Source organism: Streptomyces sp. TM32 (genome assembly GCF_004122755.1).
GTDB classification, from domain to species: domain Bacteria; phylum Actinomycetota; class Actinomycetes; order Streptomycetales; family Streptomycetaceae; genus Streptomyces; species Streptomyces sioyaensis.
The window spans coordinates 34,654-56,281 of the sequence record NZ_SDIG01000012.1 but is presented as its reverse complement, the minus strand read 5'-3'; the positions used below and the strand labels follow the sequence as shown (position 1 = coordinate 56,281).

General features: G+C 74.9%; 3 protein-coding genes. All 3 read right to left on the bottom strand.

Annotated features, from left to right (window positions below; genetic code table 11):
• Nucleotides 1-9: 9 nt before the first annotated feature.
• Nucleotides 10-18,663: a non-ribosomal peptide synthetase gene (locus EST92_RS05090; RefSeq protein WP_129279734.1), complete on the bottom strand. Its 18,654-nt coding sequence runs from the start codon at nt 18,661-18,663 to the stop codon at nt 10-12.
• A 151-nt stretch (nt 18,664-18,814) separates the two neighbouring features.
• Nucleotides 18,815-20,167 carry a serine hydrolase domain-containing protein gene (locus EST92_RS05085; protein ID WP_129279733.1) on the bottom strand — a complete coding sequence of 451 codons (1,353 nt, stop codon included), beginning with the start codon at nt 20,165-20,167 and terminating at the stop codon, nt 18,815-18,817.
• A 175-nt stretch (nt 20,168-20,342) separates the two neighbouring features.
• Nucleotides 20,343-21,551: a cytochrome P450 gene (locus EST92_RS05080; RefSeq protein WP_129279732.1), complete on the bottom strand. Its 1,209-nt coding sequence runs from the start codon at nt 21,549-21,551 to the stop codon at nt 20,343-20,345.
• Nucleotides 21,552-21,628 lie beyond the last annotated feature (77 nt).

Below are 21,628 nucleotides of genomic sequence, written 5' to 3'. Positions count from 1 at the left end.
GGTCGTTCCTCACCGTTCGTCGTGGTCGCTGTCGCCGCTTACGGCGTCTTCGAGTTCGCGCAGGATGAGCTCCTCCACCAGGTCCGCCAGGGCGGCGACGGTGCGGGAGACCAGCACGTCGCGGGGTGTGAGAGCCACCCCGAAGGTCTCGTTGGCCCGGGAGGCGATGAGCAGGCTGCGCAGCGAGTCGCCGCCCCGTGCGAAGAAGTCGTCCTCGACGCCCACGGTCGTCTCCAGGGCGGTGGACCAGATGTCCGCGAGGACTTCCTCGGTGGGGGTGCGCGGGGCGACGTGCCGGGCCGGCTCCCCCGCGTCCCGCCCGGGTGCGGGCAGGGCGGCGCGGTCGGTCTTGCCGTTCTCGGTGAGCGGGAAGCGCTCCAGGACGACGAAGGCCGAGGGCACCATGTGGCCGGGCAGGGTGCGGGCGGCGAAGGCGCGCAGCTCCGGGCCGGCCGGAGCGGCGGCGCCGGGTGCCGCGAGCAGATGGGCCACCAGCCGGGGCAGACCGGGCTCGTCCTCCCGTACGGTCACCACCGCGTCCAGGACGGCCGGGTGCCCGGTCAGGACGGCCTCGACCTCGCCCGCCTCGATGCGGTGGCCGCGCAGTTTGATCTGGTGGTCGGTCCGGCCGAGGTGGTGGAGCTCGCCGCGGGCGTCGCGCCGTACCCGGTCGCCGGTGCGGTACATCCGGGTGCCCGGCGGGCCGTACGGGTCGGCGGTGAAGCGGGTCGCGGTCAGGCCCGGCCGGTTCAGATAGCCGCGGGCCAGCGAGGCCCCGCTGATCCAGAGTTCACCCGGGACGCCGTCGGCGACCGGCCGCAGCCGCTCGTCGAGCACGTACACCCCGGTGGCGGGCAGCGGGCGGCCGATGGGGGGCGCGCTGCCGTCGGGGCACAGCGGGCCGGACCAGGTGGCGACGACCGTGGTCTCGGTGGGCCCGTAGGAGTTGATCATCCGGTGGTGCGGGGCCCAGCGGCCGACGAGTTCGGCACCGCAGGAGTCCGCGCCGACGATCAGCGTGCGCAGGTCCGGCAGGGTGCCCGCGGTCTCGGGCGGCACCGTGCCGAGGGCGGCGGGCGGCAGCAGGGTGTGGGTGATGCGCTCCTCGCGCAGCACCGCGGCCAGCTGCGCGCCGAGCAGCGGGCCGGGCGGGGGCACCACCAGGCAGGCGCCGGCCGGCAGGGACATGCACAGCTCCAGTACCGAGGCGTCGAAGCTGGGGGTGGCGAAGGCCAGGACCCGGTCTCCCGGGCGGACCTGGTAGTGGTCGGCCTCGGCGGCGGCGAAGCCCGCGAGGCCGCGGTGGGTGACGACCACGCCCTTGGGGGTGCCGGTGGAACCGGAGGTGTAGATCACGTACGCCGGGTCGTCGAGGTCGAGCGGGCGGCCACGGTCCCGGTCGGTGGGCCGGTGGCCGGGCGCGGAGTCCTCCTCGGCTGCCTCCAGGAGGTCCCTGATCTCCTCGGCGTCCAGGGTGACGGCCGGGGCCGCGTCGCGCAGCATCAGCGCGATCCGCTCCTGCGGGTAGCCGGGGTCCACCGGCAGATACGCGGCGCCCGCCTTGGTGGTCGCGAGCTGGGCGACGACCATGTCGGCCGATCTCGGCAGGACCAGGGCGACGAGGTCACCGGGGCCCGTCCCGCGGGCGAGGAGGCGGTGCGCGAGGCGGTTGGCCCGCGCCTCCAACTGGGCGAAGGACAGCGTCCCTTCCGGCCCGCGCACGGCGGGCTCCTCGGGCCACCGGTCCACCGCCGCCTCGACGAGTGCGGCGAGGGTGGCCGGCGCGACCGCGGCGGCGTCCACCGGCGCCGGGCTGCCGGTGAGCCGTGCGCGTTCGTCCGGCGGCAGCACGTCGATCCCGTCCACGGACGCGGCGGCACCGGGCGCCGCCAGGGCGGCGAGGGTGTGCACCAGCTGACCGGCCAAGGACCGCGCGGTGGACTCCTCGAAGTACCGCGGGTCGTAGCCGAGTTCGACGCACAGTTCGCTGCCGGGCGAGACCACCACGGTGAGCGGGTAGTTGGTGGCCTCCAGGGCGTGCAGCTCGCGTACCCGCAGGCCGTGCGCGGTCGCCGCGGTGTTGTTGATCGGGTAGTTCTCGAAGACCACCAGGCTCTCGAAAAGCGGCTCCCCGGCGTCGAGTTCGGTCCAGTCGTGCAGGTCCGACAGCGGGACGTGGGCGAACCCACGGGCGTCGGCCTGCGCGGACTGCAGATCCCGCAGCCAGGCCGCCGGTGCGGCGGTGCCGTCCACGTCGACCCGCACCGGCAGCGTGCTGATGAACAGGCCGGTGATGGAGTCGGCGCCGGGCAGGTCCGCGGGGCGCCCGGAGACCGTCGTGCCGAAGCACACCTCGCGCTCCCCGCTCCAGCGCGACAGCAGCAGGGCCCAGACCCCCTGGACGACGGTGTTGAGGGTGAGGTGGTGGCGCCGGGCGAAGTCCGTCAGCGCGGTGGTCCCTTCCGCGTCGAGCCGCTGCGTGTGCCAGGTGCCGGCGCGGGTGGCGGCGTCCCGGGCAGGGCGCCGGTCGTAGGGCAGCGGGGTGGGGGCGGACAGCCCCGCCAGCTCCCGGCGCCAGTGCGCTTCGGCCGGGGCGTTGTCGTGGGCGGCGAGCCAGGCGGCGTAGTCCGCGAACGGCCGGCGGTCCGGCAGGTGGGGCTCGGTGCCCGCGGCGAGCGCCGCGTGGCAGGCGAAGACGTCCGAGAGGACCTGGAAGACGCTCCACCCGTCGAGCAGCACGTGGTGGAAGGTCCATACGACCCGCACCTCGGTCGGGGAGAGCCGGATGAGGGCGATCCGCAGCAGCGGCGCCCGGTCCAGGGCGATGCCGCGGGCCCGGTCCTCGGCGAGCAGCCGCTCCAGCGCCGCGTCCCGCTCGTCCGGCGTCAACCCGCTCCAGTCGCACTCCGTCACGGGCAGGGTGACGGAGTGGTGCACGGTCTGGAGCGGCACCGGCACCTCACGCAGTACCACCGCGCTGCGCAGCACGGGGGTGCGGTCCACGACCTGCTGCCAGGCGTCGGCCAGCAGCCGCGGATCGCGCACGCCGTCCACGACGAAGGTGGCCTGCTCCACGTACAGCCCCTGGTCGGGCTCGTCCAGGCCGTGGAAGACCAGGCCCGTCTGGGTGGGGGTCAGCGGATAGATGTCCGTGACGTCCCGGCCGTTGCCGGCGAGCCGGTCGACGGCCTCCTGGTCCAGGCGGACCAGCGGGAAGTCCGAGGGGGTACGGCCGCCGGCGTCCGGCTGTGCGCAGTGCCGCACGATCTCGCGCAGTTCGGCGGCCATCTCCTCGGCCAGCCGGGCCACGGTGGCCCGCCGGTGCAGGTTCGTCGAGAACGACCAGGTGAACTCCAGCCGCTTGTCCGCGACCTGGCCGACGACATCGAGCAGATGCGGCCGGTCGGCCGCCGCGTCCATGCCGCCCTCCAGTGCGCCGTACGGTGCGTGCAGCAGGCCGCCGCCGGCCGACGCACTCCAGTCCTGCTGGCCGAGGTAGTTGAAGCCGATCTGCGGGGCGGGCGGGAGCCCGTCGGCCGCCGGGGTACGCAGATGACGCAGCGCGCCGTGCCCCAGGCCGTGCCGGGGCAGGGTCCGCAGCCCCTCCTTCGCGGACTTCAGTGCCGTCGCGAGGTCGGCCCGCGGCGGCAGGTCCAGGGCGAGGGGGAACATGGTGGTGAACCAGCCGACGGTACGGGAGAGATCGACGTCGTCGAAGATCTCCTCGCGGCCGTGGCCCTCCAGCCCGATCAGCACCCGGTCGTGCCCGGTCCAGCGGGCGAGCACCCGGCCCAGGGCGCACAGCAGGACGTCGTTGATGCGGGTGCGGTAGGTGTCCGGCACGTCCTGGAGCAGCCGGCGGGTCTCCTCCGCCTCCAGGCGGACGGTCACGGTGTCCTCGGAATCCGCGGTGTTGCGGCCCGCGCCGTCGGTGGGCAGCTCGGGGTGGCCCTGCGCCTTGCTCCAGTAGGGGAGTTCGTCGTCGAAGCCGCCGGCGGCGGCATGCGCGGACAGCCGCTGCGCCCAGGTGCGGAAGGAGGTGGTCTTGGGGCCGAGCTCGACCCGGCCCCCGGCGCGCACCGCGCGGTAGGCCGTGTCCAGATCCTCCAGGAGGATGCGCCAGGACACCGCGTCCACGACCAGGTGGTGGGCCGCCAGCAGCAGGACGGGACGCTCCTCGGCACCGAGCCGGCACAGCACGGACCGCAGCAGCGGCCCGCCGGCCAGGTCGAAGCCGGCGCTCAGATCCCGGGCCAGCGCGCGCAGCGCCGCGGGACGGTCGCCCGGTGCCCAGTGGGACAGGTCGCGCACCTCCAGTGCGGGCGCCGCGCCGGGTGCCACACCGAACTGGCGCCACCGGCCGTCGCCGGTGCGCGCGTACCGCATCCGCAGGGCGTCGTGGTGCTCCAGCACCGCGGCCAGGGCGGCGCGCAGCGCGTCCTCGTCGGTCTCGGCGGCCAGTTGGAAGGACACCGACTGGGTGAAGTGCCAGGGACTGTCGGGGACGGTGTCGAACAGCCAGTGCTGGACGGGGGTGAGCGGGACCTCGCCCACGACCGGGCCCTGTTCGGCGCGGGTGACCGCGGCGGGCAGTCCTTCGGCGGCCGCGGCCAGGGCGGCGACGGTCTGGTGGACGAACAGCTGCCGCGGCGTCAGCTCGATGCCGGCGCGGCGGGCCGCGGAGACGATCTGGATGCTGAGGATCGAGTCGCCGCCCAGGGCGAAGTAGTTGTCCTCGGCGCCCACCCGCTCCACGCCCAGCACCTGGGCCCAGATGGCGGCGAGCGTCTTCTCGGTGTCCGTACGGGGCGGGCGGTGGCCGCCGGCCGGAGCCGCCCAGTCGGGCGCCGGCAGGGCGCGCCGGTCGAGTTTCCCGGTCGCTCCCAGCGGCAGCCGCGCCAGCGGGACGACGACCGCGGGCACCAGATGGTCGGGCAGGCTCTGCGCGAGGAAGGCACGCAGCGCGGCGGGGTCGGGGCTCGCCGCGCCCCGCCCGACCGCATAGCCCACCAGACGCTTGTGGCCGTCGGTCTCGACCACCCGGGCGGCGGCCTCGGCCACCTCGGGGTGGCGGGCCAGCGCGGCCTCCACCTCACCCAGTTCGATCCGGAAGCCGCGCACCTTGACCTGGTCGTCGGTGCGGCCGAGGTACTCCAGCCGGCCCTCGGCGTCCCAGCGCACGAGGTCGCCGGTGCGGTACATCCGCTCCCCCGCGGGGCCGAACGGGTCGGCGAGGAAGCGCCGGGCGGTCAGTCCGGGCCGGGCGAAGTACCCGCGCGCCACGCCCGTACCGGCGAGGTAGAGCTCGCCGGGCACTCCGACGGGCACCGGCTTCAGCCGCGGATCGAGGACGTAGGCGCGGGCGCCGGTGACGGGGCTGCCGATCGGCGGGGTGCGGTCGGGGTCGTCGGGGTCGCAGTGCCAGGCGGTGGCGTACACGGTGGCCTCGGTGGGGCCGTAGATGTTCACGACCCGGCAGCCGGGGACGGCGGCGCGGACCTCCGCCACGGTGCGGGCGGCGAGCCCCTCACCGGCCAGCACCACGGTCTCCGCGGTGACCTGGACGGTGTCCTCGGCGAGGAGCCGGCCCAGGGCGGAGGGGACGGCGCTGAGCAGGCCCGCCGTCCAGGGGCCGCGGCGTTCGGCCAGCGCGAGCAGGTCACCGACCAGCTCCACGCAACCGCCGGACAGCAGCGGGCAGATCATCTCGAAGACCGAGACGTCGAAGTTGAGCGAGGTGGACGCCACGACGTGGGACAGGCCTCGGTCACCGAACTCGGCGGCCGCCCAGTCGGCCAGTGCCACCACCGAATCGTGGGTGACCACCACGCCCTTGGGCAGGCCCGTCGACCCCGAGGTGTGGATGACGTACGCGGGGTGGGCGGGCAGCAGCGCGCCGGCCCGCTCGGCGTCGCCGAGGTCGGCCGCGGACCGCTCCGCGAGCCGCCGCGCCGTCCCGGCGTCGTCCAGCACGCACCGGGTGGCGGGCCCCTCGGGCAGCCGGCCGGCCAGGTCGGTGGTGGTGAGCACGATGTCCGGCCCGATGTCGTCGAAGAGGAAGGCGATCCGCTCGGCCGGGTACGTGGGGTCGACCGGCAGGTAGGCGGCGCCGCTCTTGAGCACCGCCAGCAGCGCCACCATCAGGTCGGCGGTGCGCGGCAGCGCGAGCGCCACGAACCGCTCCGGGCCGGCGCCGGCGGCGATCAGCAGCCGGGCCAGCCGGTTGGCACGCTCGTTCAGCTCCCGGTAGGTCAGCCGGTCGGCGCCGGCCACGACGGCCGGCGCGCCGGGGGTGCGGGCCGCCTGCTCCTCGAAGACCGCGGGCAGCACCCGCCGCGGCCTGCGGACGGCCGGTCCGCCGAACCGTTCCAGGAGGCGCCCGCGTTCCGCCCCGGTGAACAGGGGCAGCTCGGCCAGCCGGCGGTCCGGGTCCGCCGCCATCTCCGTCAGCAGGACGCGCAGGCACTCCCCCAGCCGCTCGACGGTGGCGGCGTCGAAGGCCGCCGGGTCGTAGTCCAGGGTGATGGTGAGGCACTCGGCGGGGGCGACGACCACGCTGAGCGCGTAGTTGGTCGGCTCCAGGTCGCGTTCGTGCTGGATGCCCAGGCCGTGCCGGGCGAGGGCCGCGCTGTCGAAGGGGTAGTTCTCGAAGACCACGATGCTGTCGAACAGGCCGGTTCCGCCGGGGAGTTCGCTCCAGCTCTGGAGCTGGGCCAGGGAGACGAAGTCGAACCGGCGGGACTCCGACTGGGACGTCTGGAGTTCGCGCAGCCAGTCCAGCAGCGCACGCTGCCCGTCGACCCGCACCCGGGTGGGCAGGGTGTTGATGAACACGCCGACCATGGACTCCACGCCCGGCAGTGCGGCGGGCCGGCCCGAGACGGTGGTGCCGAAGACCACGTCGTCGCTGTGGCCGTAGCGCGAGAGCAGCAGGCCCCAGGCGCCCTGGAGGACGGTGTTCATGGTCAGGCCGGCCCGCTGCGCCGTCTCCCGCAGCCGGGCGGACTCCGCGGCGCCGAGCGTGACGCCGACCGAGCCCGACGAGGCGGTGCGGTGGGCCTCCAGGGGCCGCCGGTCCCGCGGCAGTTCGGTCGGGGAGGTGAATCCGGCCAGGGCGGTGCGCCAGTGCCGCTCGGCCTGGGTGCTGTCCTGCTCCGCCAGCCAGCGCAGATAGCTGCCGAAGGGGGCACGCGAGGGGACCTCGGGGCGGCGGCCCGCGGTGAGCGCCGCGTACCGCTCGCAGATCTCGTCGAAGACCTGCGCCGCGCTCCAGCCGTCGAGCAGCACGTGGTGGAAGGTCCAGACGAGCCGGACCCGGTCGGCGGAGAGTCGGATCAGGGCGAGCCGCATCAGCGGGGCACGGGTCAGGTCGAGACCGGCCGCCCGGTCCTCGGCGAGCAGGGCCTCCAGGGCGCGCTCGCACCGCTCGGGCTCCCATCCCGACCAGTCGTGATGGGTGATCGGAACGGTGGCGCGGGTCCGGACGATCTGCAGCGGCTCGGCGGTCTCCTCCCACACCAGTCGGGTGCGGAGCATCGGGTTGGCGTCGGACGCCTGCTGCCAGGCCTCGGCGAGGGCGACGGGGTCGGTGACGCCGGAGAGCACCAGCTGGACCTGGTTGAAGTAGGCGCCGGACGACGGATCCATCAGGCCGTGGAACAGCATGCCGGCCTGCATCGGGGTCAGCGGGTAGATGTCCTCGACCTCGTGCCCGTCCGGCGCGATCCGGTCCACGGCCGCCTGGTCGAGGCGGGCCAGCGGGAAGTCGGAGGGGGTGCGGCCGCCGGCCTCCGGGCCGGCGCAGTGGGCGACGATGTCCTCCAGCGCCGTGCGCATGCCCGTGGCCAGGGCGGCGACCGTCTCCTCGCGGTGCACCCCGCCGCTGTAGTACCAGGTGAGTTCCAGCCGGCGGTCCTCGACCCGGCCCACCACGTCCAGCAGGTGCGGGCGGACCGCCTCGGGTGCCGCGGCGCCGTCCAGTCCGCCGCGCACCCCGCGGATCAGGCCGCCGCCCTCGGCGGACCAGTCGAAGCGGCCCAGGTAGTTGAAGCTGATCCGGGGCTGTGGTGCGCCGGCCAGCTCCGGGGCTCCGGCGACGTGGCGCAGTGCCCCGTGTCCGAGCCCCCGGCCGGGCACCGCGCGCAGCTGCTCCTTGACGGAGGTGAGCGCCGTGGCCCAGTCGCCGGCGGGCACGTCGAGGGCGACGGGGAACAGCGTGGTGAACCAGCCGACCGTGCGGGACAGGTCGACGTCGTCGAAGAGGTGGTCCTCGCGGCCGTGTCCCTCCAGGCCGACGGCGACGGTGCGCTGCCCGGTCCAGTCGGCCAGCACCCGGCCGAGCGCCGTGAGCAGTACGTCGTTGATCTGCGTGCGGTAGACGCCGGGAACCTTCTGCAGGAGGTCGTCGGTGCGTCGCCGGTCCAGGCGGACGGTGACCGAGCGGAGGTCGGCGATCGTGTTGGTCCCGGCGGAGTCGACGGGCAGCGCGGCATCGCAGCGCGCGGCCACCTCGCGCCAGTGGGCGAGCTCCCCGTCGAAGCCGCCGGCCTCGGTGTGGGCACGCAGCCGCCGGGCCCATTCCTGTACGGAGGTGGTCCGGGCGGGCGGGCACACCGGCTCCCCGGCGCGTGCCTGCCGGTAGGCGCTCTCCAGGTCCTCCAGCAGCACCCGCCAGGAGACGCCGTCGACCACCAGGTGATGTGCCGTCAGGAACAGCTGGGGCGACCGGTCCTGGGCACCGGTGAAGAGCCGGGCGGCGAGCAGCGGGCCGGACTCCAGCCGGAAGCCGGCGTGCGCCTCGGCGACGGCGGCGTCCACCGCGGCGTCGCACTCCTTGCCGGTCAGCCCGGTCAGGTCGTGCGCCCGCAGCAGCCGCGGGTCCGTCGCGTCCGGTGCCGGACAGTGCTGGTGCCAGGTGCCGTCCGCCCGCTCGGTGAAGCGGGCGCGCAGGGCGTCGTGGTGGGACCACAGGGCGCGCAGGGCCGCTTCCAGGGCCCGCGGGTCGGGGTCCTCGGCCAGCTCGATGACGACGGACTGGTTGAAGTAGCCGGGGCGCTCGGGCCGGGCGTCGAGGAACCAGTGCTGGATCGGGGTGAGGGCGACGTCCCCGGTCACCGGGCCGGTGCCGGTGACCTGTGCGGTGGCGCCGGTGGCGGCGGCCAGCGCGGCGATGGTGGGGTGGCGGAACAGGTCCCTGGGGGTGAGGGACAGGCCCGCCCGGCGGGCGCGCGAGACGACCTGGATGCTGAGGATCGAATCGCCGCCCAGCATGAAGAAGTTGTCGTCCACGCCCACCCGGTCGATGCCCAGCAGGGCACACCAGATCTCGGCGAGGATCCGCTCGGCCTCGGTGCCCGGGGCGCGGTGCTCACCCGCGGTGGCGGCCGACCGGTCGGGGGCGGGCAGCCGTCGCCGGTCGACCTTTCCGTTGCCGGTCAGCGGCAGCGCCTCCAGGGTGACGAACGCGGCCGGGAGCATGTAGTCGGGCAGCACCTCGGCCAGGAAGGCGCGCAGCTCGGCCGCCGGCGGCACGGTCGCTCCCGGGGCGGCCACCAGGTGGGCGACCAGGCGCTTGCGGCCGCCGTCGGCGAGAACGGTCAACACCGCTTCGGCGACGGTGTCGTGGCGGGTGAGCGCGGCCTCGATCTCGGCCGGTTCGACGCGGAAGCCCCGGATCTTGATCTGGTCGTCGGCGCGCCCCACGAAGTGGAGTTCCCCGTCCGCGCTCCAGCGCACGATGTCGCCGGTGCGGTACATCCGGCTGCCGGCCGGGCCGAACGGGTCGGCGAGGTAGCGTTCGGCGGTCGCGCCGGGGCGGCCGCCGTAGCCGCGGGCCAGTCCGGCCCCGGCGAGGTAGAGCTCTCCCGGGATGCCCGGCGGCTGCGGCTGGAGCGCGTCGTCCAGTACGTAGACCCGGGTGTTGTCCAGGGGACGCCCGATGGGCAGGGCGGCGGGCAGCGGGTCGCCGGCGCGGAAGACCCGCCGGGTCACGAAGGTGGTCGTCTCCGTGGGGCCGTACCCGTCGACCACGATGAGGTCCGGGCAGGCGTCGAGCAGACGACGGACCGCGGCACCCGGGACGGCCTCGCCGCCGGTCCACACTTCCCGGGCACCGCGCAGGCACCCGGGGTCCTCCTGGGCCAGCAGGCGGAACAGTCCGGCGGTCAACCACAGGCAGCTGACGCCCTGTTCGGTGATCGCCCGGCGCACCGTGGCGGCGTCGATGTCCGCCGGCGGGGCCAGCACCGCCGTACCGCCGCGCAGCAGCGGTACCCACAGTTCGTAGGTGGCGGCGTCGAAGGCCTGCGGCGAGTGCACCAGGACCCGGTCGTGTGCGGCGAAGGCGCGGTCGAAGGCGAGCGCGACGACGTCCCGGTGGCGCACCGCGACGCCCTTGGGGCGCCCGGTGGAGCCGGAGGTGAACATCAGGTACAGCACGTTGTCGGGGTGCACGGCGGGCAGCGCGGCGCCGGCCGGGGCGGGGGTGTCCGCGGCCCCGGACGGCACCGCGGCCGCGCCGTCAGCGGTGAGCGGCAGGGTGCGCCCGCCGGGTGCCGCCTCCCGGGCGGCCTCCTCCCAGGAGGCGTCGGTGAGGACGAGCTCCGCCGCGCTCTCCGCCAGCACCTGCCGCAGCCGCTCCCGCGGGGCGCGGCCGTCCAGCGGGACGTACACGCCGCCCGCTTTGGCGAGCGCCAGCTGGGCGACGACCAGCGCGGCCGAGCGGTCCATGAGGACCCCGACCGGACGCTCCGGTCCGACCCCGAGCCCGGTCAGCCGACGGGCCAATTGCTCGGCTCTCAGATCGAGTTGACGGTACGTCAATCTCCGTTCCCCGGCGTCCAGGGCGAGGGCTTCGGGGGTGCGCAGGGCCTGGGCGGCGAACAGCTCGGCCACCGTGCCCTCGGGCAGTGCGGTGGCGGTGTCGTTCCACTCCTCGACGACCTGGCGGCGGTGTGCGGCACCGAGCACCGGCAGCCGCGCGGGCGGGCGCCCGGCGTCGGCGGCCATGCCCGCCAGCAGCACCGTCAGGTACTCCCCCATCCGCTCGACGGTGGCGGCGTCGAACAGCTCCGGGTCGTATCCGAGCCGCAGTGCCAGCTCCGCGCCCGGGTAGGCGACCAGGCTCAGGGGGTAGTTGGTGGTCTCGATGCCGTCGAGGCCGCTCAGCCGGAGGCCGTGCGCGGCGGCGAGGTCGTCACCGACCGGGTAGTTCTCGAAGACCACGATGCTGTCGAACAGCGCTACCCGCTCGGGCAGGTCGCTGAAGGCCGTCAGCCGGGTGAGCGGGACGAAGTCGAAGCGCCGGTCGTCGGTCTGGATCTCCTGCACCCGGCGCAGCCAGTCCCGCAGGGTGCCGTCGGCGGGGACGGTCAGCCGGGTCGGCACGGTGGCGATGAACAGCCCGTTCATCGCCTCGACGCCGGGCAGCTCGGGCGGCCGTCCGGAGACGGTGGTGCCGAAGACGACCTCGCGGCGGCCGGTCTGCCGGGCCAGCAGGAGCGCCCACGCGCTCTGCACCAGGGTGTTCACGGTCACCCCGGTGCTCTTCGCCAGCGCGTCCAGGGCGCGGGTGGTGTCGGCGGTCAGGGTGCGGCGCACCGCTTCGGTGGACTCGGCGCGATGGCTCTCCCGGGGCTCGCGGTCGTAGGGCAGTGCGGTGGGCTCGGCCAGGCCGTCGAGGCGGGCCCGCCAGTGCCGTTCGGCCTGTGCCCAGTCGCGGTCGCGCAGCCAGGCCACGTAGTCGCGGAAGGGCCGGCGGACCGGCAGGCCGCTCTCCGCCGGCGTGCTCTGCCCGCCGGAGCGCAGCGCATGGCACCGGAAGACGTCGGACAGCACCTGGAACAGGCTCCAGCCGTCGAGCACCAGATGGTGGAAGGACCACACCACCTGCACCTCGGTGTCCGACAGCCGGGCGAGGGTCAGCCGCTGGAGCGGGGCGCGTTCGAGGTCGATGCCGCGCCGCCGGTCGTCGTCGAGCAGTTCCCGCAGCCGCGCCCGGCGCTCCTCGGCCGGCAGGACGCGCCAGTCGAGCCGGGTCACCGGCACCGCGGCGGCGCGCTCGACCACGAGCAGCGGATCGGGTACGTCCTGCCACACCACCCGGCCCCGCAGCACCGGCGTGCGGTCGCTCACCCGCTGCCAGGCCGCGGCGAGGACTCCGGGGTCGGGCACACCGTCCAGCACGAAGGTGAGCTGCTGGAAGTAGACGCTCTGGTCGTCCTGGGACAGCCGGTGGAAGAGCATGCCGGCCTGGGTGGGGGTGAGCGGGTGGATGTCCTCGACGGCGGCGGGGTCCGCGCCCACCAGCCGGTCCACGGCCGGCTGGTCGAGCGCGGCCAGCGGGAAGTCGGACGGGGTGCGCCCGCCCGCGCCGGGCCGGGCGCCGTGCCCGGCGATCTCGCCCAGCGCCCGGGCGAAGTCCCCGGCCAGCGCGGTGACGGTCTCCTCGTGGTGGAGGTTGGCCGAGTAGAACCAGGTGAATTCCAGGGCGTCGCCGTCGAGTCGGCCGACGACCTCCAGCGCGTGCGGCCGCGCCGCGGCCGGGTCGGCGTCCAGCGACAGCGCGCGGTGCGGGCCGCGGTAGAGGCAGCCGTCGCCGCCGGGCAGACCGAACCGGCCGAGGTAGTTGAAGCTGATGCCGGCGGTCGGCGTGGTGGGCAGGCCCTCCGGCCGGAGCAGATGGCGCTGGACGCCGTAGCCCAGACCGCGCCCGGGCACGGCGCGCAGCTGTTCCTTGACCGACTTCAGCACGGTGCCCCAGTCCGCGTCCGGTGCCACGGTGAGGGCGACCGGGTAGCGGGTGGTGAACCAGCCGACCGTGCGGCTCAGGTCCAGGTCTCCGAAGAGCTCCTCCCGGCCGTGGCCTTCCAGGTCCACCGGGACCCGGTCCCGGCCGGTCCAGCCGTGCAGCGCCCGGCCCAGCGCGCTCAGCAGCACGTCGTTGACCTGGGTGCGGTAGGCGCCGGGCAGGGTGTGCAGCAGGACGGAGGTGTCCTGCGGGGTGAGGCGCACGGTCACCGAGCGGGCCGACGCATAGGTGTTGGCGCCGTCGAGGTCGGTCGGCAGCTCCGGGTCGCAGGAGCGGGCCAGTGCGGTCCAGTACGCCGTCTCGTCCTGGAAGCCGCCGTTGCCGGCGTGTTCGGTGAGCCGGCGTGCCCAGTGGCGCAGCGGGGTGGACTTCGCCGGCAGGGCGGCGGCCGCCGGCTCGCCGCGCTGCCGTGCGCGGTAGGCCCGGTCCAGGTCCTCCAGCAGGACGCGCCAGGAGACGCCGTCGACCACCAGGTGGTGGACGGTCAGATGCAGCACGCGGGGCAGCCCGGCACCCCGGTCGTGGAGTACGGCGCGCAGCAGCGGGCCACGGCGCAGGTCGAACGGACCGAGGTGCGGCGCGTCGTCGTCGGGGCCCGAGTGGTGGTGCAGCACGGCCGCGGACGCGTCACCGTCGATGTGCTGGAGCGGTGCGCCGTCGCCGTCGCGCGTGAAGCGTGAGCGCAGCGCGTCGTGGTGGGCGACCACCTCGGTCAGGGCGGCGTCCAGCGCCGCGGTGTCCAGGTCGTCGGACAGCTCGACGGACAGGGTCTGGCCGAAGTGGCCGGCCCGGTCGGCGTCGCTCTCGAACAGCCAGTGCTGAATGGGCGTCAGGGGCGCGGTGCCGGTGGCCGCCGCCTCGGGCGCCGGGCCGGCGGCCGGCCGCTCGGCAGCGTCCACGCACTGGGCGAGGGCGCCGACCGTCTGGTGCCGGTAGACGTCGCGCGAGGTGACGGCCAGACCCGCCTGCCGGGCCTGGGCGACCACCTGGATGCTGAGGATCGAGTCGCCGCCCAGCGTGAAGAAGTTGTCCTCCACGCCGACCCGTGCCACCCGCAGGACGTCGGCCCACACGGCGGCCAGCGCCCGTTCGGTGGCGGTGCGCGGCGCCACGTACTCCGCCGTCCCCACGGCCGTCCGGTCGGGGGCGGGAAGCCGGTCCCGGTCGAGTTTGCCGTTGGGGTTGAGCGGCAGCGCCGGCAGGACGACGACCGAGGCGGGCACCATGTAGTCGGGCACGCCGCGGCCGAGTTCGCGGCGCAGCGCGTCCGGGTCGAGCTCCGCCCCGGGGGCCGGCACGACATAGCCGATCAGGCGCTTGTGGCCGTCGCTCTCCCGGGTGGCGGCGGCCGCCTGGGCCACCCCCGCACAGCGCAGCAGGGCCGCCTCGACCTCTCCCAGCTCGATGCGGAAGCCCCGCACCTTGACCTGCTGGTCGGCCCGGCCGACGTACTCCAGCTCGCCCTCGGCGGTCCACCGCACCAGGTCGCCGGTACGGTACATCCGGCTGCCCGGTCCGGCGAAGGGGTCGGCCACGAACCGGGTGGCGGTCAGCCCGGACCGCCTGAGGTACCCGCGGGCCAGGCCCCCGCCGCCGAGGTACAACTCGCCTGTCACGCCCGGGGGTTGGGGCCGCAGCATGCCGTCCAGGACGTAGGCGCGGGTCCGGGCGACGGGCCGGCCGATCGGCGGGGCCTGCTCGGGGGTGCCGTCGCCGCCGAACCACGCGGTGGCGTACACGGTGGCCTCGGTCGGCCCGTAGATGTTGGCGACCTGGGCGGACGGCATGGTCCGGCGGATGTCGCGCACGGTCTGCGCGGGCAGGGCCTCGCCCGCCAGCACCACCGTGTCGGCCCGGACGGTGGCAGCGTCCCGGGTGAGCATCCGGGACACCACCGACGGCACCCCGCTGATCAGACCGGCCTGCCCACCGGTTTCGCCCGCCCGGTCGGCGAGGGCCGGCAGGTCGGCCACCACCTCGATGCTGCCGCCGCACAGCAGGGGGCACAGCAACTCGAAGACGGACACGTCGAAGTTGAGCGAGGTGGCGGCCACGACATGGGCCAGCCGCCGCGGCCCGAACGTCTCCCCCGCCCAGCGGGCCAGGTCGGCCACGCTTCGGTGGGAGACCACCACCCCCTTGGGCCGTCCCGTCGAGCCGGAGGTGTAGATGACGTAGGCGGGGTGGCGGGGGTCCAGCGGCCGGGCGCGGTCGGCGTCGGTGAGGTCGTCCTCCGGGTACCCGGGCAGCGCGGCCAGGGTCTTCGGGTCGTCCAGCACCAGCGGCTCGGTGTCCTCGGGCAGGCAGCCGGCCGTGTCCCGTGTGGTCAGGACGGTGGCCGGGGCGGCGTCGGCGAGCATGAACCGGATGCGCTCGGCCGGATAGCCGGGGTCCACCGGCAGGTATCCGGCGCCCGCCTTGAGCACCGCCCACAGGACGACGACCAGGTCGGCCGAGCGCGGCAGCGCCAGCGCCACCAGGGACTCCGGGCCCACCCCCCGGCCGACCAGCAGCCGGGCGAGGCGGTTGGCGCGCCGGTTCACCTCGTCATAGGTGAGCCGGGTGCCGTCGCAGACCACGGCCGTGCGGTCGGGCGTACGGGCGCGCTGCGCCTCGAAGAGTGCGGGCAGCGTCGTCTCCGGGCCCTCCTCCTGCGGCGCGTTCCAGGCGTCGAGCATGGTGCGCCGCTCGTCGTCCGTGAGCAGCGGCAGTTCGGCCACGGTCCGGTGCGGGCCGTCCGCCATGCCCTCCAGCAGGAGGTGCAGATGACGGCTCATCCGGGCCACGGTCCGGGCGTCGAACAGGTCGGTGTTGTACTCGACGGTCAGCACGAAGGACCCGTCGCCGCGCGGCAGGAACTCCAGCACCAGGTCGAACCGTGCGGCCGGGCGCGGCAGCGGATGCTCGTCGATCCGTACGCCGCCGGCCTCCTGGGGGTGCACCATGGCGGTCTGCTGGACGACCAGGACCTGCACCAGCGGCGTGCGGCTGGGGTCCCGCGGCGGGGCCAGCTCCTCGACGACCCGGTCGAACGGCACGCCGTCGTGGCTGAAGGCGTCCATCAGCGTGGCCCGCATCGTGTCCAGGAACCGGTCGACGGTGTCCGTGCCGTCGACGTCGCTCCGCAGGACCACGGTGTTGACGAAGAAGCCCGTCACGTCCTCCAGTTCGCGGCGGTGGCGTCCGTTGGTGACGGTGCCGAACGCGATGTCCCGCTGGCCGGTGTAGCGGGAGAACAGCACCGCGGCCGCGCCGGAGAACAGGGTGAAGGGGGTCGTGCCCTTGGCCCGGGCGAGTCTGCCGAGCCGGGCGACCAGGTCCGCGGGCAGCTCGTGGCGGTGTGCCGCGCCGGCCGTGGTGCGCACCGGCGGCCGGGGCCGGTCCGTGGGCAGGTCCAGCTGCGGCGTCCCGGACAGCTGCCGCTTCCAGTACGCGAGGTCGGCCGCGTGCCGGGAGGGCGCCGGGTGCCCGTGCTCCCACACGGCGAAGTCCGGGTACTGGAGGGCCGGTTGTGGCAGGTCGTCCGGTGTCCCGTCGGCCTCGGCGGCGTACAGCGCGGCCAGTTCCCGGACCAGGATGCCGACCGACCAACCGTCGGTGACGAGGTGGTGCTGGGCCAGCAGCAGCAGGTGCTCCTCGTCGGCGAGCCGGATCAGCAGCGCGCGGGTCAGCGGCCCCTCGCACAGGTCGTAGCGGCGCTCCAGCTCCTCGGTCAGCAGCCGCTCGGCCTCCGCCAGGTGCCGTCCGGCCGGCAGGGTGCGCAGGTCGGCGGTGCGCAGCGGCAGCCGGGCGGTGTCGTCGACCCGCTGCACGCCACGTCCGTCGACCGTGGTGAAGGTGGTGCGCAGCGACTCGTGGCGGGCGGCGAGCCGGTCCAGGGCGCGGCCGAGCGCGGCCTGGTCGAGCCGGCCGCGCAGCCGCACCCCGACCCCGGTGTTGTACTCGGTGCCGCCGGCGGTGAGGTCGTCGAGGAACCACAACCGTTGCTGGGCGGCGGAGAGCGGCAGCGGGTGTGCGCGCGACGCACGCGGGATCGGGGTCGCGGGGTCCGTGCCGTCGGCCCCGTCGAGGAGGGCGGCCACGTCGGCGACCGTCCGGGCGCTGAACAGGTCCCGGACGGTCAGCCGGACCCCCCGCTCCTCCCTGATCCGGGACAGCACCCGCACGGCGAGGACGGAGTCGCCGCCGAGCGCGAAGAAGTCGTCGTCGGCGCCCACGGGGCGCACGTCCAGGACGTCCGACCAGATGCCGGCCACGGTCCGCTCGGCGGGTGTCCGGGGCGCGAGGTGGCGCGCGGTGTGGGCCGGGCCGGGCTCGGGCAGGGCCGCCCGGTCGACCTTGTGGTGTGCGGTGAGCGGGAACGCGTCCAGGACCACGACGGCGGACGGCACCATGTGCGCCGGCAGACTGCGGGCGACCGCCGCCCGCAGCACCGCGGGCTGCGGCGGCCGGCCGGCCTCCCCCGGCGTCACATAGGCGACCAGCCGCTGCCGTCCGGGCTCGTCCTCGCGCACCAGGACCACCGCGTCACCGACGTCGGCGTGGCCCGCCAACACCGCCTCGATCTCGCCGGGTTCGACCCGGAAGCCGCGTATCTTGACCTGCCGGTCGAGCCGCCCGAGGTACTCCAGGGCGCCGTCCACGTTCCAGCGCGCCCGGTCTCCGGTGCGGTAGAGCCTGGTGCCGGGCGGTCCGTACGAATCGGCCACGAAGCGCGCGGCGGTCAGGCCCGGACGGTTGAGGTACCCGCGGGCCACCCCGTCGCCCCCCACGTACAGCTCCCCGCCGGCCCCCGCCGGCACCGGCCGCATCGCCGCGTCCAGCACGTGCAGCCGGGTGTACGGCAGCGGCCCGCCGATCGGCGGGGTGCCGCCGCCGACGGCCAGCGGTCCGGTCCAGGAGGCGACCACCGTGGCCTCGGTGGGCCCGTAGGAGTTGATCAGGCGGCGGCCGGCGGCCCAGCGGTCGACCAGCTCGGCCGGGCAGGCCTCGGCTCCCACGATCAGTGTCCGCAGGTCGGGCAGGCTCCGGTCACCGGTCGGGGCGGGCAGCGTGGCGAGCGCGGCCGGCGGGATGAGCGCGTGGGTGATGCGCTGCTCGGCCAGGACGTCGGTGAGGTCGTCGCCCAGCCACGGGCCGTCCGGCGGCACCACGAGGGTGGCGCCGGACAGCAGGGAGACGCACAGCTCCAGGACCGCGGCGTCGAAGCTCGGGGACGAGAACTGCAGGACCCGGTCACCGGGTTCGACGGCGTACCGGTCGGCCGCCGCCGCGGCGAAGCCGGCCAGTCCCGTGTGGGCGACCGTCACCCCCTTGGGGACACCGGTCGACCCCGAGGTGTAGATGACGTAGGCCGGGTGCGCGGTGTGCAGCGGCGTGCAGCGGTCCGCGTCCGTCGGAGTGTGGTCCGGTCCGGCGGCGAGCCGGACCTGCGCCGGGTCGTCGAGGACCACGGCTGGAGCGGCGTCGGCGCGCATCAGCTCCCGGCGTTCGGCGGGGTAGGCCGGGTCGACGGGCAGGAAGGCGCCGCCGGCTTTGGCCACGGCGAGTTCCGCCACGATCAGTTCGACCGAGCGGGGCAGCACCAGCGCCACCGTGCGCTCCGGCCCCACGCCGCGTCCGATGAGGTCGTGCGCGAGGCGGTTGGCCCAGGTGTCGAGTTCGCGGTAGGACCAGGTGCGCCGGCCGTCGGTGACGGCGGGCGCCTGCGGGGTGCGCGCCACCCACGCGGCGAACAGCTCACCGAGTGAGCAGGGGGGCACCGGACGGACCGCGCCGGGCCCGGAGACCGGCGAACCGGTCCGGGTCGGCGCCACTGCGGACGCGGGAGCGGAGGTTTCGTGCGGGTCCGACATGGAGGTCAGTCCTTCGGGGCGGGGACGGGGCAGGGCAAGAGCACGTCGAGCAGCCCGGGAGAGCGGTCCCGGACAGGGCAGGGCCGAGGGTCCGTCCGGGCCCGGCGCGAATGAGCGGGGAGGCGCGCGGGCCGCCGGCGGCGGGCTCGACTCAGGCGGTGGCGGTACGGCGGGCCGTGCGTCCGGTGATCTGCAGCCGGTCGATCGCGCCGGTGTCCGGATCACGCACGAAACATCCGCCGGGGACCCGGCGGCCGGACGCGGGGTCCACCAGATCGCAGCTCAGATCCGCGTAGCAGACGAGGGGGGCCGGCGTGTCACCGTTCACGGACAGCGCCAGGGAGCCCTCCGCGTCGGCGGTGACGCGGTATTCGACGGTTCCGTTGTGATAGGTCCCGGCGCACTGGGGAAGTGCGAGGGGACGGCCGGCCTCCCGCGGGCGCGGCGCGGCGGGCACGCTCACCCCGGTGATCTCGGCGATGTCGTCGACCAGTTCGTGCCACAGGGCGGTGCCGCTGTTGGCGTTGCTGGTGAAGGCGACCACGGTGCCGCTGTCCGGTTCGGCCCGCAGATGGCAGGAGGTGCCCTGCGCGTTGCCGTCATGGCCGCACCACTGTGCCGCGCCCTGCTGGAAGAGCGCGAGGCCCATCCCCCAGGCGTCGGCCAGGACACCCGGTACGGCGCCGGGGACCGGGCGGCGCATCTCCTCGGCGGCGTCCTTCGGCAGCACCGGGCGGGGGCCCTGCCCGATCAGCTCCCGGCCCAGTGCGACCAGGTCGAGCGCGCTCGCCAGCAGGGCACCGGCGGGCGCCTCCACCGGCGCCAGGGTCTGCCGCACCGGCCGGACGCGCCCGGAGAGCGTGTTGGCGGAGTGTCCGCTCGCCACCGGCCGCTCCGGTGCCCGGTCGCCGAGGAACGCGGGCCGGGTGCCCAGGGGTTCCAGGAGGAAGGCGCGCACCGCGTCCTGCCAGGGCATGCCCGTCACCGATTCGATCAGCCGGCCGGCGGCGACGAACCCGGCGTTGGAGTAGGAGAAGCCCGTCCCGGGCGGGCACACGGCGTCCCGGTCGGCGCAGTGCGCGGACAGATAGCGGGACGGCGTCAGGCCCGCGACGTCGTCCGAGTCGGGCCCGGTCGGGAGTCCCGCGGTGTGGCTGAGCAGCTGCCGCACGGTCACCTGCGGCGTCCGCAGCTCCGGCACGTACAGGGCGACCCGGTCGGCCGGCGCGAGGTCGCCGTCGGCGGCGAGCAGCATGACGACCGCGGCGGTGTAGCACTTGGTGACGGAGCCGAGCGGCACCGCGGTGTCCGCGGTGAACGGCCGGCCCGTGGAGGCGTCCGCCTCACCGGTGTGGACGCTGTACGTCACCGCGTCGGTGTGCACGGCGAGTTGGGCTCCCGGCACCTGATGGGCACGGGCGCGCGTCTGCAGACGCTCTTGTAACAGGCGACGTATCTGCGTCTGCTGCCGGCTGATGACCGGAGCTCTCGTGGCATACGGCATGAGAAAGCTACTCCCGGATCTCGACATTCACGAGGCGTTGATGTGCCGGCTCGCCGTGAACCGGTCCCGGTCGCGGGTCGGCGCACCGGCCTCCGGACCTGATCGCCGAGGTGTGCTCGACGGTTGACTCCCCGCGCGCCCGCGGCCCCTGCGGTGGAGCGCGCCGGGGACGGCGCTATGACCTCCGTACCTCCAGCGGCAGCCGGCGCACGCTGACGATGACGGCGGGATTCTGGATCTCGACCTCGCGGCGAGAGGCCACGGCGATCTCAGAAAAACGTTCCAGCACCAGTCGGAGAGCGATCCGCGCCTCCATCCTGGCCAGCGGCGCACCGAAGCAGAAGTGGATGCCGTGGCCGAAGGTCAGGTGCGGGTTGGGGCTGCGGGTCACGTCGAAATGGTCGGGATGGTCGAACCGGGCCGGATCGCGGTTGGCGGCGGCCAAGTTGGCCATCACCACCGAGTCGGCGGGCAGGGTCCGCCCGGCGAGCCGAACCTCACGGGTGGTGCGGCGTCCCAGTTCGGGGAACGGTGGCAGCCACCGCAGGACCTCTTCGATGACATCCGGCAGCCGGCCGGGTTCGGCGCGCAACAGAGCGGCCTCGTCGGGGTACTGGTCGAGGCTGAGCACGGCGTTGCCCAGCAGGGCGGTGGTGGTGATGTGCCCGGCGACCAGCAGCAGCGCCACGAAGCCGACGATCTCCTGGTCGGTCAGGCGCACCCCGTCCACCTCGGCCCGCACCAGCCGACCGGTCAGCCCCTCGCCCGGATTCTTCCGGTGGTGGCGGATGTGGTCGAGGATGTAGCCGTTCATCTCGCGCACGGTGGGCGCGATGGAGTCCAGCGCGCGCTCGACATCGGCCATGTCCAGCGAGGCGCCGATCTCGTCCCCGCCGAAGAGGGTGGCCGCCCACTCCTGGAACAACGCCCGGTCGCCGGCCGGGATCCCCAGCAGTTCGGCGATGACGATGATGGGCAGCGGGTAGGCCAGCGCGTCGACCACGTCGAACCGGTCGCGGTCCTCGACGGCGTCGAGCAATTCCGTGGCCACGGCGTGAATCCGCGGTTCGAGTCCGGCCACGACACGCGGGGTGAAGGCCTGGCTGACCAGGGTGCGCAGCTTGCGGTGCGCCGGCGGGTCCATGCCGACGAAGTTGCCCTGGCGGAACGTCTCGAAGTCCGGCTGGGTGGGGGCCAGTCCGGAGAAGTCCGAGGAGTACGCGGCCGGATCGGCGAGCACGGCGGCCACGCTCTCGTGGTCCAGCACCTGCCACAGCTTCTGCTGCTCGTCGTAGCGGACGGGGCCGGCCTGCCGCGCGGTTCTCCACCCGTCGATGAGCTCGTCGAAGCCGAAGGGCGCCTGTATCAGTTCGTTGCTGGTCACCGGTTCTCCCTGAAGAGCGGGTCCGGGAGGAATCGCTCCTCGCCGGCAGTGGTGCATACGACCGGTAGGCGGTCATG